The sequence below is a fragment of the Pseudomonas sp. UFMG81 genome, assembly GCF_015354575.1.
GTDB lineage: Bacteria > Pseudomonadota > Gammaproteobacteria > Pseudomonadales > Pseudomonadaceae > Aquipseudomonas.
In genome coordinates, this window is sequence record NZ_JACAFQ010000066.1 from 1 (window position 1) to 14,274 (window position 14,274).

Consider the following 14,274-nt stretch of genomic DNA (forward strand, 5'->3'; position numbering starts at 1 on the left):
CTCAACTAGCCATCGCCAGCTATGTTCATGGTTTTTACAACAGCTGTCGGCTGCACTCCGCCCTTGGCTACCGTTCTCCGAACGAATATGCCAAGAGCTTAAGGCAGAAGGCTAAATAGCCAGCTTTTTGGCGTCCGTTGTCACGGGACAGGCCCAGCAAAACCGCCTGCTCCCATCATCCGGCCCCTACGCTTCGCTTCGGGGTTCCCTCACTCCGGCCTTGCTCCCGCGTGGACGCACCGAAGGGCCATCCATGGCCCATCGGTGCTCGATGGGCATCCATGCCCATCGCCCCGCTCCGCAAGTCCTCCGTTCGGCCTCCTGAAGTCGCGTTTGGCGGTGACTGGACTATCGCGCACTTAGAAGCAAGAGCAAGAGCAAGAGCAAGAGCAAGAGCAAGAGCAAGAGCAAGAGCAAGAGCAAGAGCAAGAGCAAGAGCAAGAGCGGATCGTATTTAATTGTTATTGATGTATTGTTTGTAATGGCCTCATCGCCGGCAAGCCGGCTCCCACAGTGACCGCGAAAATTTCGAGCTCAGCGCAGTACCTGTGGGAGCTGCGGTTCGCCGCTACGACTTGCCAGCGATTGCAATTTGAAGTTCAACAAAACAATCAACTAGCGACAGCTGCGCCAATACAGGCGCCGCCCCTAACTTCGCGACTTCAGGAGGCCGAACGGAGGGCTTGCGGAGGGAGGCGACGGGCATGGATGCCCGTCGAGCACCGATGGGCCATGGATGGCCCTTCGGTGCGTACTCCCGGGAGCAAGACCGGAGTGAGGGAACCCCGGAGCGCAGCGTAGGGGCCGTATGAATGGAGCGAGCATTTTTTGGTTACTTTTTGATGCTTCAAAAAGTGACCCGCCGTAAGGGCGGAAAGGTGAATAAGCGTCACCCTCGCAAATGGATATGCTCACAACCCCCAAACCAACTACCAACTACCAACTACCAACTACCAACTCAGCAAACCACCAAAATAAAAGAAACGCCAGAAGCCCCAACCAACCCCTGGCGCCAGATCAATGGTATGCACCAACCAATCGGGCCTCTTCGCCGGCAAGGCCGGCTCCTACAGAGGAGATCACCCACGACGATCAGCCCATGACACCAGCAAAAACCGCCCAACCCCTCAAGGCTGCTGATACTGACTCAGGTACTTGTCCAACACCGCCGAATCCCCCCCCTGCGCCACCTGCCACAACCGCCGCTCGATCCCCTGCGCCAGCAAGTGCCCCACCGCCGCCTCGATCGCCGACAGCACACACAGCTGCGCCGGCTCGTTGGTGGTGTACCCCACCTCCGCCTCCAGCAGCTTCTTGAACTCGATGAACTTGAACACCCCCGCGCTGCGCCCCACCGAGTAGATGGTCTTGCTGGTCATCACATTGGCCAGCACCTGCCCGGTGCGCACATCCACCGCCCGCAGGTTGACGGTCACCTGGTCGACCCGGTACTCCCGCGAAATGTCGATGCCCAGGTAGCGCGCCCCCTCCCCGCCGCTACGCACGTTGGTGTCGTAGGCGATGATGCCGCCCTCGAGCATCAGGTTGGCCGCCTGCAACGGCGGCAGCTCGGCCTGGATGTTCTCCGGCACGTCGGCTTTTTTCTGCGAGGCACGGATGATCTTGCGCTCGGTCAGCAGGTTCTGCAGCCCCTCACGCTCCAGCACCACGAACCAACCACTGGCGTTGAGCGCGTCCATCAGCATGCTCGCCGCACCCTGGGTGACGCTGGTGGAGAACGAGCTGGCCGGGGTCGGCTTGTACTGCCCGGTCTGGTCGCGGAAGCCATACACCACCGCCATCAACCGCCCGCGTGGGCGCGGCATGTTGATCAGGTCGTAGTAGGTCGAGGCCCGTGGGGTCAGGGTCGGGGTCTCGGAGTCCTGCTCGGCCGGCATCGGCTCGCGCAGGCCGCAGCCTTGCAAACCATGCAGGGCGGCGAGGATCAGCAATGTGCTCAGCAGACGTTTCATGGTGTTCTCTCCCCGGTAAATGCCAGTCCCTCTCAGGGGTTCAGGCCGCTCACATCGATGATCGAAACTTCCCCGCTGGCCCGGTCGGTGACCCGGATGCTCAGAGAACCCGAGTCATCGATCACGTCGATCAGGAAGGCGTCGGTGGCCATGCTGCCGCCCTGGCCGTTGCCGATGTTGTCCAGCAACTGCCCCAGCAGCCGCGACTCCAGCTGGTTGCTGAAGCGCTCCAGGGCGCTGGTGCCGGCAAAGGCCGAAGTACGGTCCTTGAGGTCAGGGTCGTCGTGGTCGTTTTGCGCCTGGGCGTTGTTCAGCAGCCAGGTGCCGTTGAGCGGGTTGCCGCCGAAGGCCGGGTTGACCGGCGTGTACACCAGCTCGGTGGCCAGCGCCTGGCAACTGATGCCGGCGACCAGCAGGCCGGCGGCGAGACAGTGGAGTCCGTGCTTGCTCATAGCTCATCCCTCTCCAGATCGGTGGTGTCCTGCAGCAGCCGTTGCAATTTGCGCTGGACAATCTGCTGCCTGACCAGGTCGGCGGCCGCGATGGCCTCGTCGTTGAGTTGCGTGGTGTTGGGCGGCAAAAAGCGCCGGTACAGCACTTCGCGCTCGTACTCCACCGTCACCAGGCTGCCCCAGCGGGCATCCGGGCGTTCGCGCACCACCAGGTTGAAATCCAGGCGGCTGGTGGCACGCAGGCGGTCGGTGAAGGCGTAATAGAAGTCGTGGCCGATGTGCGAGATGGTGTTGTCGACGATGAAGCCCTTCATCTCGTCTTCTTCATTGGCCCAGGCCGGCGCCCACAGCAACGCCAGGCACAGGCCGAGCAGCAGCGCACAGCGGTTCATGGCGCCTCTCCCGCGCCGGCGTGCTGGGTGCTGCCGGCGGCGCTTTCGCTGAACGCCTGCTCGGCGACGAACTGCCAGTCGCTGTAGTGCTCCAGGCCCTCGAACCCGCTCCACAGGGCGTCGAACCCATTGCGCTTGAGCGGCAAAGCCTGCGACCGGCTGTACACCCCGGTGATGCGCCCATCGACCGCACGCATCAGGCCCCAGTCGTCGCTGCCGGTGATCGGGTCGCGGTAAAGCCTGCGCAGGTGCCGCTGCGGCTGCGGGAAGCGGTTGTCCTCGACCAGCTCGGCCAGCTCCTGCGGGTACTGGGCCAGGCCAGGCGAGGCGCGGTAGTAGCTGCGCAGGGCCTGGGCATACTGCCCGCCCACCCACAGCAACTGGCGCTCGTGCTCACGCTGGATGCCGGTGGCCCACAGGGTGCCGGTGGCGGCCAGGGCAATACTGCTGACGGCGATCAGCAGCAGCACGCCCAGGTAGGTGAAGCCGGCTTCACCATTCGGCATAGAGGCTGCCATCACGCGCCCTCCCTGTGGCTCCGCTCTTGATGTCGGCGACACCGCCGGCCACGCCCTCGGGCGGTGGCACCAGCTCCCAGGCGTCGCGGCGCTCGGTGATCGGGTCGACCGGGGTGTTGCGCAGGTAGCGCTGCTCCACCAGCTGTTCCAGCGAGTCGGGGTAGTGCCCGGTGTCGCCGTAGTAGTGGTCCAGCGCTTCGCGCAGCACCGCCAGGCTCTGGCGCAAGGTGGCCTCGCGCGAGGCTTCCAGGCTGTTGAAGTAGCGCGGCAGAGCGATGGTCATCAGCGTGGCGATGATGGCCATGACCACCAGCAACTCGATGAGGGTGAAGCCTTGGCTGCGTTTCATCGCCGTCACCATTGCCCGTAGGGGATGTTGTTCAGGCCCTTGCCCCGGGCCTTGGAGTACACGTCGTAGACGTCCTGGCCTTCGCGCGGGTTGTCCGGGCTGCTGTCGTAGGCGCGCAGGCCCCAGGCGCCGCCGTCGTCGGCCTTGGCCGCCAGCAGCGGGTCGTGGGGGATGCGCCGCAGGAAGTAGAACTTGGCGCCCTTGGCGCTGCGCACATCGCGCACACCGTCCACCAGCACCTGCAGGTTCGGCGGGTAGCCGCTGCCGTCCAGGCGCTTCTCGATGTAGCCGGCGTCGAAGGCGCGCTTGTAGGCGTCCAGGGCATCGCGGATCTGGTACAGCGCCTCGCGCAGCTGCTGCTCCTTGCCCCGGCGCACCACGGTCTCGGTCAGCGGCGCGGCCATGCTGGCCAGCAGCCCGAGCAGCGCCAGGGTGAGCACCACCTCGATCAGGCTGAAACCGCGCTGGCGGCGTTTCATGGCCGTGGGCTCGAGTTGGCCCGAGCAGCCATCTGGCCCTGGACCGCCGGCTGATCGTCGGCGTCGTCGGTCGGCAGGCTGCTGGCCGGCTGCGGCAGGGCCATCTGGCGCACCTGCATGCTCGACTCGGTGCCGGTGCCGAACTCCATGTCCGACGGGCTCTGGTACGGCAGGTTGCGCACGATGCGCGGGGTGATCGCCAGCACCAGCTCGGACTTGCTCATGTCGTCCTTGTTGCTGCCGAACAGCCGGCCCAGGCCAGGGATGTCGCCGAGCCCCGGGATCTTGTTGCCGCTGGCGTTGTGGTCGTTGCGCACCAGGCCGGCCAGCACCTGGGTCTCGCCGTCGTGCAGGCGCAGGGTGGTCTGGGCGTTACGGGTGTCGACCTGGACCGGGATGGTGCCCTGGCGGGTGGCCTCCAGCGGCGTGGCGTTGCTCACCTCCAGCGCCACCTTGATCGCCACTTCGTTGTTCAGGTGCACGGTGGGCTGTACTTCGAGCTTCAAGCCCACGTCCAGGTAGGTGACGCTCTCGGTGATCACCGGCCCTTGGGTGGACGGCACCGAGGTGGCGCTGATGATCGGCACCCGCTGGCCGATGTGGATGCGCGCCTGCTCGCGGTTGCTGACGCGGATCACCGGGCTGGCCAGGGTGTTGATGTCCTTGTCCTGGGCGTTGATCTTGGCCTGCGGCGCCGGTGAGATGCTGATGCGGCTGGAGTCGATGCCGCGCAGCTGGTCGAGCACGCTGACCGGCTTGCCGTCGCTGGTGAGCACACCGAAGGTGTTGGGCCATTGCAGGCCGAGGTCGAGGATGCGCGCACGGGCCACCTCCATCACCTCCACCTCCAGCACCACCTCAGGGTTGGACTGGTCCTGGGACTGCAACAGTTTCTCGGCCATGCGCACCGCGTCGGGGGTGTCGCGGATGGTCATGGTGTTCAGGCGTTCGTCGACGAACACGTCGCGGGTCTTGAGCATGGTCTTGACCATGTTCATCGCGGTGTTGGCGTCGATGCTGGTCAGGTAGAAGGTGCGCATGACCAGCTCTTGGTAGTCCTTGGTCTTCTGCGGCGAGTCCGGGTAGATCAGCAGGGTGTTGTCGTTGACGATCTTCTGCCGCAGCTGGTTCTGCTCCAGCAGCAAGGCCACGGCGTCTTCGATGCGCACCTCGCGCACGAAGATGGTGGCCTTCATGTCCGGGCGCAGGTCGCGATCGAAGATGAAGTTGATCCCCGCCACCTGGGCCAGCACCTCGAAGATGGTCTTGAGGTTGGCGTCGCGAAACTCCAGGGTGACCGGCCGCTCCAGCTTGCTGCGCAGCTGCGGATAGGGCGTGGCGGTGCGCGCCTGGACGTTCTCGATGTCGCTGCGCAGGATGATGCCCTTCTGGTTCTGCGGGTCCAGGCGCAGCACTTCGCGCATGTAGCGCTCGGCGCCGAACAGGTCGCCCTGGCGCAGCGCCGCCTGGCCCAGGGCGACGCGCTCGTCAAGGGTGCGGATCAGCTCCAGCTGGCGGATGCCTTCCTGGGCGCGGCGGTTGTTCGGCTCGATGGTCAGCACCCGGCCATAGCCCATGCGCGCACCGGCGAAATCGTGGCGGATGCGGTCGCTGTCGGCCTGGGTCAGCAGCGCCTCGACCGCCTCCTGGCGGCCATGGGCCAGGGCGATGTTCAGCTCGGTGTCGCGCGGGTCGTCGCGCAGGGCTTCTTCCAGGCGGGCGATACCGGCCTCGTACTGCCCTTCTTTCATCAGCTCGGCGCTGTCCTTGCGCACCGCACTGGAGCCACATCCAGCGATGGCCACGCACAGCGCCAGCAGCATGAACGGAGCAGGCTTGCACAACTTCGAAGGCTTCATGGTGCGCTCCCGACAGACAGGGTCTGTGACTGGTGCAGTGGCAGGTAGACCAGGCTCAGCTCGGTGGCCGAGACCCGGTCGAGGCGGTAGGTGTCGTCAATCACGTCGCCTTGGCGCACGACGTAGAGTTTCTCGCCGCTTTGCAGGAACACCTGCAGGTCGTCGCGATCGCCCAGACGGCCGACGAACTGGAACGGCAGCTCGGGGGCGGTCGGGGCCACCACCACGGGGGCGGCGATTACCGGTTGTTCGGTGACGGTGGCCAGGGTTTGCGGGACGGTCCATTGCTGGGCGGGGAAGAGATCTTTGGAAGCCTGTGCCGCCGCCATCGCTGGCAAGCCAGCTGCCACAGGTTTCGTGGTCGCCGCTGCACCTGTGGGAGCCGGCTTGCCGGCGATCGGGGCCACCTCGTCTTGCGTGCCGAACCAATGCCCCGGCGCCCACGCCAGTGCCGCGCTCAAGCTCAGGAACCCACCCCACATCACCGCGCGCTGAATGTTCATCACGACCTCGACAGGTAAAGGGTCATGCGTACCCGGCCGCTGAGCTCACGCTCGCCGATCCGCTTGCGTTGCAGCTCCAGGTCTTCCAGCACCACGGTGGGCAACTGGCTCAGCAGCGCCTTGAGGAAGCCGCGGATCTGCGGGTAGCTGCCACGCACCGGCAGGACGATCTGGTAGCGCGCCAGCTGGGTCTTGGGGTCCACGCCCAGGGCGTACTCGCCACGGGCCAGGCTGATGCGCTCGGCGCTGGCCAGGTGGTACAGGCGCTCGATCACCTCGCTGGCCTGGGGCTGGCCGGGCAGCTGCTGGCGCAGGTCGTCGAGCACCTGCTGCTCGGGCTTGGCCTGCACCTTCAGCTCGCCGCGTTCCACGCGCTTGACCTGGGCACTGGCGTCGGCCTCGCTGGCGCGCAGTTCGCGCACCGCTTGCCATTGCGGCAGCACCCCGGCCAGCGCCACGCCCAGGGCCAGCGCCGCCACCAGCACCGCGGCCAGGCCGGCGCGGCCCAGGCGCATCGCCGCTTCATGGAGGATCAGGCTAGGGACGCGCATGGCCGGTCTCCCAGGTGGCGGTGAGGTTGAAGCGCACCGGGTGCTCGGCCTGCCCGGCCACCACTTCGTGGTTGAGCAGCGACACGTCGGAGAGCTCGGCGCTGCGCTCCAGGCGCTGGTGGTACTGCAACATGGCTTCGAGGTTGCGGGCCTCGGCGCTGATGCGCACCTGGCCCTTGCGTGCGTCGGGGGTGAGGCTGAGCAGCGCCACATCCTCTTGGGGCATGGCTTCGAGCATGGCGAACAGCTGCTGCCAGGGCCGCTGCAACTGCTGCGACACGCTGCGCATCTGGGCCAGGCGCTCGGCCTGTTCGCGCAGCACCGCGCTGCTTTGCGGCGCGGCGGTGGCCGGGCGGCGGCCGAGTTTGAGTTCGAGCTGATGCACGCGGGCCTCCAGGCCCAGTTGCTCGCTCACCAGTTGCTGCTGGGCCAGCACCAGCACTGCCAGCACCGCGCCGGCCAGGGCCAGCAGCGACCAGGCCAGCGGGCTGCTCTGGCGGGGTTGGAATTCCAGGTCGAGGCGGCGCATGTCAGGCCACCGCCCGCCACATGGCGCACAGCGGGTCGGCCTCGGTGGCCACCCCGCACAGCTGCACCGCGGCGATCGTCGATGCCTGCTGGCGCCCCGGCGCATGCAGGTACACCCGTGGCGGCTGCTGGCCGGCCAGCTCGCAGGTGCGTTCGATCAACGCCTGCAAGGCCTGGTCGGTGTCGGCGCAGCCTTGCGCTAGCACCTGTTGCCAGGTGCCGCCGGCGGCCAGCAGCAACACGCTGCGGCGCGGTTCGGCAAGCACGAAGAGGAAGTCGCCCTGCCCCAGTTGGGCCGAGCAACGGTTGTAGGCGGCCATCAGGTAGGGCTGCACCGAGCGCAGGCGCAGGCGGCTCAACCGACCGAGGTCGTGCAGGCCTTGCAGCAGCGCCTCGGGCAATGCCGTGGCGATGCGTGCGGCACCGGCGGGCTCCGGCGACAGCACGATGCGCCAGTCGTCCAGCGCCTGGCCGTAGAGGTTTTCGAAGCAGGCCCGGGCGTAGGCGTCGAGCTCGCGCGGGGTGCCGATGGCGTCGCTCCAGGGCACCAGGCAGAAGCGGCTGAAGCGCGCCGACAGCAGCACCCGCAACTGGGCACCGCGCATCGGCTGCTCGGCCAGCAGCGCGCCAAGGGCGTCCAGTGCCGCCGCCCAGGCCGGTTGCGCGGCATCGCAGCTGAAGGCACGGCTGCCCAGCCATTGGTGTTGTCGACCGTGCCAGCGACCCAGGCCGACACCCTCGGCGCCGAGCACGGCGCAGTATTTGTCAGGCGATAAATGTGACACGGTTGATCTCCTCGAGTGTGGTGCGGCCAGCGCGGACCAGGTCCAGGGCCGAGGCGCGCAGCAGGCGCAGGCCGCGTTGGCAGGCCAGCTGCTTGATCTGCGAGAGGGGGCGGCGTTCGACGATCATCTGCCGCAGGTCGTCGTCCAGGTGCAGCAGTTCGGCGATGGCGCTGCGGCCGCGGTAGCCACTGCCGCGGCACTGGCCGCAGCCCTGGGCGCGGACGAACTGCCAGCCGGCCACGGCCTCACGGGTCAACCCGGAGGCCGCGAGCAGTTCGTCGTCGGTTTCGCAGGCCACTGCGCAGTGGGTGCAGGCCAGGCGCACCAGGCGCTGGGCCAGCACGGCGTTGAGCGCCGAAACGAAGCTGTAGGGGTCGACCTGCATCTGGCTGAAGCGGCCGATCACGTCGAACACGTTGTTGGCGTGGATGGTGGTGAACACCAGGTGCCCGGTGAGCGCCGACTGCACGGCGATCTGAGCGGTGTCCGGGTCGCGGATCTCACCCACCAGGATCTTGTCCGGGTCGTGGCGCAGGATCGAGCGCAGGCCACGGGCGAAGGTCAGGCCCTTCTTCTCGTTGACCGGGATCTGCAACACGCCGGGCAGCTGGTACTCGACCGGGTCTTCGATGGTGATGATCTTGTCCACGCCATGGTTGATCTCGCTGAGCATGGCGTACAGCGTGGTGGTCTTGCCGCTGCCGGTGGGGCCGGTGACCAGGATCATGCCGTAGGGTTCGGCGGCCAGCCGGCGCAGCGCGCGCAGGGTGTGTTCCTCGAAGCCCAGGGCTTGCAGGCACACGCCGCTGACCTGGTCGGTCAGGTCCTGCTTGTCGAGCACCCGCAGCACCGCGTCCTCACCAAAGATGCTCGGCATGATCGACACCCGGAAGTCGATCTGCCGCTCGCCGATGGCCACCTTGAAACGGCCGTCCTGGGGCACGCGCTTTTCACCGATGTCGAGCTCGGCCATCACCTTGATGCGCGAGATCACCTGCTCGGCGAAGGCGCTGCCACTGGCCTTGCCGGCGCCGTTGAGCACGCCGTCGATACGGTACTTGATGACCAGGCCTTGGCCGGTCATGCCCAGGTGGATATCGCTGGCGTGTTGCTTGAGGGCGTCGTAGAGGGTCGAGTTGACCAGCTTGACCACCCGGCTCTGGTCTTCGCTGATGCTGGTCAGCGACAGCTTCTGCAGGGTGTCGGCCTCGGCGCCGACCTCGGCTTCGTGTTCGAGCGAATCGACGGCGTGGAAGCTTTCTTCGTGGCGGGCGAGGAACGCAGCCAGGTCAGCCGCGTGCACCAGGTACAGCGGCGCGCCTTGCAGGCAATCGTCGATCCAGGCCAGGCGAGTGTTGTCGAAGGGATCGGCGAACACACCGATGCGCTCACCGGCGTGCTCGACCAGGGCGAATTCGCGCTTCAGGCACTGGGCCAGGCTGACCTGGGCGAACAGCGGGGTGCAGGCGAACAGCGCCTGAGTGTCGAGTGGCGGGTAATGCAGGGTGGTGGCCAGGCGTTGGGTGAACGTGGCCGGGGCGTCGCCGGCCAGGCGCTCGAGGCAGGCCAGCAGGCGCTCTTCACCGGCTTGCTGGCGGGCCTGGGACAGCAGGTCGCGGGGGTAGCCTGCAATCGCGGGGCAAGCCCGCTCCCACGCGTCTGCGGGTGCCTGCGTGGGCGCGGGCTTGCCCCGCGATTGGGCCAGTGGATCTGCATCGAATGCCTGGGACATGGCCTGCGACTCCGCTCAGGGGCGGCGCCGCAGGTAAGGGGACCTTGGGCGCCGCTATTCCCCGGTGAGCAGTTGTTCGTCGTCAGGCTTGTCTGGCTCGGCACCGTTGCGTCGGCGGTCGGCCAAAACCCAGCTGCCATCGTACAACTGCAGGGGGAACGCTTGGTTCCTGTTCTGGCGTCGTTCGACGAACCCTTCGGCTGGCGTGTCCGTGGCCCTGCGCTGGCGCTTGATGCCCATCAGGTCGAAGATCGCGCGGGCCAGTTCCATCAACGGGAACGGCTTGAACAGGACATGGCTCACACCCAGCTCGGCGGCCCGCTCACGAACCTCGGCGGTCGGGTGGGCGGTGATCAGCACGAAATGGCACTGCCTGTTCCTGCGCACGGTCTCCAGGACCTGAAACCCCTCCATGTCGGGCAAGCGGTAATCCAGCACGATCACGTCCGGTGCCAGGGCCTCGGCCTGTTCGATGCCGCTGGCACCGTCATGGGCGAGGTGGACCTCCAGGCCTTGCGCCTGCAAATACGCCTGCAGATTCTGCGCAAGGGTCTGTTCGTCATCGACTACCAATACTCTGTTCACCAAGGTCCACTCCCATGAACTACCCGGTTCCCCGGTCTGCGAAGTGCGGCCTTGTACAGGCTTGAGCAGGCTTCGTGCCAGGCATGAAGGGTCATTGCGCACCACTATCAAGTCGTTGTTTTTGCACAGGCTTTTTCCTGGCGTCAGGGCATGGTGGCAGGCGCTTCCCCACAACCGGGGACGCTGATGGCACATTGCCCTGAACGGTTCCCCCAATAGTGGGGAAACCCCCGCCGCAGCCCTCAGTCGGCGCGCTCCACTGTAGCGGATTCGCGCAAACGTTGGCGCGTCGACTGCCGCGCCTGGGCCTGCAACTGCGCGACGAGCGCGTCCCGAGCCAACGCTTGGCCCTGTGTTGCTGAGACAGAAGTGTTATCACTTTGGTTCTGCATCCCTTGCAGTTTTTGCCGATTGGCCTGGTGGAAGGCGGCGATTTCGGCGTCGGTGGGTTCCTCGACCGCCGTCAGGCGGGCGTAAACCAGCTGGGCAGCCAGTTCCTGTCGAGTGTAGTCAGCGAACCCTGCGCGATCGAAACCGGCCTCTTGCAGGCGGCGCTCGAACACCACAGGGCTACCGAACGCCGCCTCGACCTGCCCCACCTGCGCCAGTACGTGTTCGTCGCTGATATGAATACCCTGGCGCTGGGCCTCCTGCCACAACAACTCCTTGTCGATCAGTTCGTCCAGCGCCTGCTCGCGCAGGCGCTTGTACAGCGTGGGGTTGCGGATGCTGGTCACCGCGCGGCCCTGGGCGGCCAGGTATTCGCTGAAGTAGCGTTCCAGGCGCAGCACGCCGATCTCCACACCGTTGACCCGCGCCGCCGGGGTATCGGCCTGGCTGGCGCTGGCCAGCAGCAACAGGCACAGCATCAGGATACGCATGGCCACCTCCTGTTCAGGGGATATCGGGTACGGCGCTGTACGCCGCCACTTCGGTAAAGCCCGGCCCGGGCAGGCTGACCTGGACCACATGGGCACCCGCCAGCCCCTGTCGTCGCCCGGGGCCGAAGTTCAGGGCCGGGGTGAGGCCGGTGTCGAGGTCGTGCAGTTGCTCCAGGGCCGCGACCAGCTGTTCGCGGCTGGCATCGCGACCGGTGGCTTTCAACGCCTCCTCGAGTACCCGCCAGGCGCTCAGGGTGGTGACCTGCAGCGATGCCTGACGGGCATCCAGGCCCTGGCGTTGCTGCACACCAGCCAGTAGCGCCCTGCCCTGCCCGGTCCAGTCCCCGGGCACGAAGGGATAGGCCAGGAACAGGCGTTGCGACCAGGGCGCGGCCAGGCTCGGCAACGCGCCGGACACCTGGCTGGACGCAGCCAGCAGGTAGGGCTGGCGGCCCTCGGCCTGCAACGCGGCGGCCAGCTCAGTGAAGGCCTGGGCGCGGCCCAGAAAGACGATGCCCTCGCCCGCCACCGCCTGCCCGCTGAATGCCTGCGCCGGGCCTGGGCTGAAGCCCAACTGCTGCAAACGTTCACGCAGCACATCGGCGGCCGGCGCCTGATCATCGCCGGCATACACCACCTGCAACTCGCCGGGCGCCAGGCCCAGGGCGGCGCGGGCGTGCAGCGCCACGCTGAGCAGTTGCTGGGGCAGCCCGGGCAGCGGGTCGAACACCTGGGTGTTGCCACCGCTGCGCGGCGTGCTGCCGATCAGCGGCAGCGCCGCCTGCTCTAGCGTGGCGCTGTCGAGCCACGGCGCCAGGGGAGCCACCAGGGCGAACACTTGCTCCTGATGCAGCAAGCGGTCCAGGGCCTGGGCGGTGGTGACGGGGTCATAGCCGGGGTCGACGCTCACCAGTTGCAGACGCCGGCCATGGATGCCGCCTTGTTGATTGAGTCGTTCGACACCGTCCTCCAGCACCGCCCGTGCCACCCGCCCGGCCTCGGCCAGCGGCCCGCTTTGCGGCAATAGCGTGCCCAGGCGCAGGACCGTGTCCTCCAGCCCTGGGTCACGCTCCTGGGCCAGGCGCTTGAGGTAGGCCGTCAGGTTGCGCTGGTCGGCCAGGGTCAGCTCGAAGCGCGGCATGGCCGGGTCCAGGCGGTTGCCGGCCGGGTCGATACCGCTGCGAATGACCCGGGCCAGGCCGGCGTCGTCGTAGGCCGGGTAGCGCCGGCTGTTCATCTCACGCTCGCCCTGCCCCAGGGCCAGGCGCTGCCAATCCAGGCTCGGTGGGCGTACCCCACTTTCGGGGCGGCCGCGGCCATCGTTGCCGTGGCAACCGGCGCAGGGCAACACGCTGGCCGGCACGCTCATGCCGCTGGCGCCGACCCGGGCCAGCAGCTGGGCATCGCTGCTGGAGACGCCCTCGCGGTAGAGGCGTTTGCCGGCCTGTTCCTGTTCGGTGAGGTCGAGGGCGTGGGTTTGCGCGCACAACAGCCACAGCGCAAGTCCCAGCCCCTTGAGCCGGCCCCCTGTAGGAGCGGCCTTGTGCCGCGATCGGGCGCGCAGCGGCCGCAGTGAAAGGCTATGCGGTAGATCTGGTAGATCAGCGTCGCCTGATTCACGGCCGCTGCGCGCCCGATCGCGGCACAAGGCCGCTCCTACAGGGATAGGCGTGTGCATGGTGTTCACCGCCCCGCCAGGGGTTGCGCCAGCAGCTGCATGCGCTGGGCGATGGCGGCGGGTGGCGCATCGGGGCGGATCTTGCTCCAGCGCTTGCCGGCCACGTCGCCAGCGATCAGTTGCGTGGAGTGCTGCTCGGGGCTGGGCAGGAACTGGCCCAGGCGCCCCAGCACCAGGTCGACGCTGGCCTTGTCGCCTGTGAGGAACAACCAGTTCGGCCCATCCACACCCTGCTTCTGGGCAAAGGCCTTGAGCACCTCGGGGGTGTCGTTGAGCGGGTCGCTGCTGACCGAGACGAAGGTCACCTGCGCCGCCAGTTCCGGCCCCATGGCCTCGCGCACCTCGCGCAGCTTGCGGGTGATCAGCGGGCAGGCGTCGTTGCAGTGGGTGAAGATCACATTGAGCATCACCACCTTGTCCTTGAGCACATCGCTGTAGAAGCGCAACTCGCGGCCGTCCTGGTCCTTGAGCACAGTGTCGGTGAACCAGGTCTGTGCATCACGGGTGCCGCCACCGCTGGCCATCGGTTGCGGCGCCGGTTGCGGTGTTGGCGCATGCCCTTCATGGGCGAACGCCACCGAAGCGAGGATCCACAGGCAGGCGCCCAGCACCACCCAATCGAAACTGCGCATGCCGTTGCGGCGCGTTACCAGGCTGCTCATGGCCGTGCCTCCTGCCCGGCGATCGCCGTGCTCTTGGCATGCACACGGCGGGCGCTGAGGCGGTTGATCTCGGTGATCAGCACGTTGGGGTCGGTGAAGCCGTAGAAGCGCGTCCAGTGCCCGCTGCGCCCATCACCGACGAGGATCAGCGGCGGGTGCTCGCTGAGGTTGGCGCTGAAGCTGCCCAACCCCTTGAGGGTCTGGGTGATGGCGTAGGGCGAGCCGGTCAGCCAGCTCCAGCCCGGGCCGTGCTGGAAGGCCTTGGCATACCCCGCCAGGCGCTTGGCATCGTCGCGCTGCGGGTCGACGCTGATCGACACCAGGCGGATCTCTTCGCCCACCCGCCC

17 protein-coding genes are annotated in these 14,274 nt (G+C 67.1%); all 17 read right to left on the bottom strand.

The window, feature by feature from the left end; translation table 11 throughout:
* Nucleotides 1-1,127: 1,127 nt before the first annotated feature.
* The gene (locus IX761_RS26630) at nucleotides 1,128-1,973 is read right to left on the bottom strand and encodes a CsgG/HfaB family protein (protein ID WP_194792459.1); all 846 of its coding nucleotides are present in this window, start codon (nucleotides 1,971-1,973) and stop codon (nucleotides 1,128-1,130) included.
* A 32-nt stretch (nucleotides 1,974-2,005) separates the two neighbouring features.
* Entirely contained in the window at nucleotides 2,006-2,425 is a 420-nt protein-coding gene (locus tag IX761_RS26635; RefSeq protein WP_194792460.1) for a curli assembly protein CsgF, read from the bottom strand.
* Nucleotides 2,422-2,817, bottom strand: coding sequence for a curli production assembly/transport protein CsgE (gene csgE / locus IX761_RS26640; RefSeq protein WP_194792461.1), 396 nt, complete (start codon nucleotides 2,815-2,817; stop codon nucleotides 2,422-2,424). Before csgE ends, IX761_RS26635 begins: the two co-directional genes overlap by 4 nt.
* Nucleotides 2,814-3,335 carry a type II secretion system protein gene (locus tag IX761_RS26645; RefSeq protein ID WP_194792462.1) on the bottom strand — a complete coding sequence of 174 codons (522 nt, stop codon included), beginning with the start codon at nucleotides 3,333-3,335 and terminating at the stop codon, nucleotides 2,814-2,816. Before IX761_RS26645 ends, csgE begins: the two co-directional genes overlap by 4 nt.
* Nucleotides 3,310-3,684 (bottom strand): type II secretion system protein, encoded by a 375-nt coding sequence (locus IX761_RS26650; protein WP_194792463.1) that lies wholly within the window; start codon nucleotides 3,682-3,684, stop codon nucleotides 3,310-3,312. Before IX761_RS26650 ends, IX761_RS26645 begins: the two co-directional genes overlap by 26 nt.
* Before the next feature lie 5 nt (nucleotides 3,685-3,689).
* Nucleotides 3,690-4,163, bottom strand: a complete 474-nt coding sequence (locus IX761_RS26655; protein ID WP_194792464.1) for a type II secretion system protein — start codon at nucleotides 4,161-4,163, stop codon at nucleotides 3,690-3,692.
* Entirely contained in the window at nucleotides 4,160-6,022 is a 1,863-nt protein-coding gene (locus IX761_RS26660; RefSeq protein WP_194792465.1) for a secretin N-terminal domain-containing protein, read from the bottom strand. The genes IX761_RS26655 and IX761_RS26660 overlap by 4 nt, the downstream gene beginning before the upstream one ends.
* Nucleotides 6,019-6,525 carry a hypothetical protein gene (locus tag IX761_RS26665; RefSeq protein WP_194792466.1) on the bottom strand — a complete coding sequence of 169 codons (507 nt, stop codon included), beginning with the start codon at nucleotides 6,523-6,525 and terminating at the stop codon, nucleotides 6,019-6,021. The genes IX761_RS26660 and IX761_RS26665 overlap by 4 nt, the downstream gene beginning before the upstream one ends.
* On the bottom strand, nucleotides 6,525-7,076 hold the full coding sequence (gene pilO / locus IX761_RS26670) for a type 4a pilus biogenesis protein PilO (RefSeq protein WP_194792467.1): 552 nt from the start codon (nucleotides 7,074-7,076) through the stop codon (nucleotides 6,525-6,527). Before pilO ends, IX761_RS26665 begins: the two co-directional genes overlap by 1 nt.
* Nucleotides 7,063-7,605: a PilN domain-containing protein gene (locus tag IX761_RS26675; protein WP_194792468.1), complete on the bottom strand. Its 543-nt coding sequence runs from the start codon at nucleotides 7,603-7,605 to the stop codon at nucleotides 7,063-7,065. Before IX761_RS26675 ends, pilO begins: the two co-directional genes overlap by 14 nt.
* A gap of 1 nt (nucleotide 7,606) precedes the next feature.
* Entirely contained in the window at nucleotides 7,607-8,389 is a 783-nt protein-coding gene (locus IX761_RS26680; RefSeq protein WP_194792469.1) for a hypothetical protein, read from the bottom strand.
* Nucleotides 8,370-10,121 carry a GspE/PulE family protein gene (locus IX761_RS26685; RefSeq protein ID WP_228534026.1) on the bottom strand — a complete coding sequence of 584 codons (1,752 nt, stop codon included), beginning with the start codon at nucleotides 10,119-10,121 and terminating at the stop codon, nucleotides 8,370-8,372. Before IX761_RS26685 ends, IX761_RS26680 begins: the two co-directional genes overlap by 20 nt.
* Nucleotides 10,122-10,175: 54 nt before the next feature.
* A complete protein-coding gene (locus tag IX761_RS26690; protein ID WP_194792470.1) occupies nucleotides 10,176-10,709 on the bottom strand; it encodes a response regulator in 534 nt (177 codons plus the stop codon).
* Nucleotides 10,710-10,948: 239 nt separating this feature from the next.
* Nucleotides 10,949-11,587: a SurA N-terminal domain-containing protein gene (locus tag IX761_RS26695; protein ID WP_194792471.1), complete on the bottom strand. Its 639-nt coding sequence runs from the start codon at nucleotides 11,585-11,587 to the stop codon at nucleotides 10,949-10,951.
* A gap of 13 nt (nucleotides 11,588-11,600) precedes the next feature.
* On the bottom strand, nucleotides 11,601-13,079 hold the full coding sequence (locus IX761_RS26700) for an ABC transporter substrate-binding protein (RefSeq protein WP_416366823.1): 1,479 nt from the start codon (nucleotides 13,077-13,079) through the stop codon (nucleotides 11,601-11,603).
* Nucleotides 13,080-13,270: 191 nt separating this feature from the next.
* Nucleotides 13,271-13,927 carry an SCO family protein gene (locus tag IX761_RS26705; RefSeq protein WP_194792473.1) on the bottom strand — a complete coding sequence of 219 codons (657 nt, stop codon included), beginning with the start codon at nucleotides 13,925-13,927 and terminating at the stop codon, nucleotides 13,271-13,273.
* The coding region (locus IX761_RS26710) for an SCO family protein (RefSeq protein WP_194792474.1) at nucleotides 13,924-14,274 on the bottom strand (351 nt) is incomplete at its 5' end. The genes IX761_RS26710 and IX761_RS26705, both read right to left, overlap by 4 nt.

What these genes read in the sequence shown, in the direction of transcription:
- IX761_RS26660 (WP_194792465.1), bottom strand. Translation starts at nt 6,022, where the DNA reads ATGAAGCCTTCGAAGTTGTGCAAGCCTGCTCCGTTCATGCTGCTGGCG.
- IX761_RS26675 (WP_194792468.1), bottom strand. Translation starts at nt 7,605, where the DNA reads ATGCGCCGCCTCGACCTGGAATTCCAACCCCGCCAGAGCAGCCCGCTG.
- IX761_RS26705 (WP_194792473.1), bottom strand. Translation starts at nt 13,927, where the DNA reads ATGAGCAGCCTGGTAACGCGCCGCAACGGCATGCGCAGTTTCGATTGG.
- csgE (WP_194792461.1), bottom strand. Translation starts at nt 2,817, where the DNA reads ATGAACCGCTGTGCGCTGCTGCTCGGCCTGTGCCTGGCGTTGCTGTGG.
- IX761_RS26630 (WP_194792459.1), bottom strand. Translation starts at nt 1,973, where the DNA reads ATGAAACGTCTGCTGAGCACATTGCTGATCCTCGCCGCCCTGCATGGT.
- IX761_RS26685 (WP_228534026.1), bottom strand. Translation starts at nt 10,121, where the DNA reads ATGTCCCAGGCATTCGATGCAGATCCACTGGCCCAATCGCGGGGCAAG.
- IX761_RS26665 (WP_194792466.1), bottom strand. Translation starts at nt 6,525, where the DNA reads ATGAACATTCAGCGCGCGGTGATGTGGGGTGGGTTCCTGAGCTTGAGC.
- IX761_RS26635 (WP_194792460.1), bottom strand. Translation starts at nt 2,425, where the DNA reads ATGAGCAAGCACGGACTCCACTGTCTCGCCGCCGGCCTGCTGGTCGCC.
- IX761_RS26645 (WP_194792462.1), bottom strand. Translation starts at nt 3,335, where the DNA reads ATGGCAGCCTCTATGCCGAATGGTGAAGCCGGCTTCACCTACCTGGGC.
- pilO (WP_194792467.1), bottom strand. Translation starts at nt 7,076, where the DNA reads ATGCGCGTCCCTAGCCTGATCCTCCATGAAGCGGCGATGCGCCTGGGC.
- IX761_RS26650 (WP_194792463.1), bottom strand. Translation starts at nt 3,684, where the DNA reads ATGAAACGCAGCCAAGGCTTCACCCTCATCGAGTTGCTGGTGGTCATG.
- IX761_RS26695 (WP_194792471.1), bottom strand. Translation starts at nt 11,587, where the DNA reads ATGCGTATCCTGATGCTGTGCCTGTTGCTGCTGGCCAGCGCCAGCCAG.
- IX761_RS26655 (WP_194792464.1), bottom strand. Translation starts at nt 4,163, where the DNA reads ATGAAACGCCGCCAGCGCGGTTTCAGCCTGATCGAGGTGGTGCTCACC.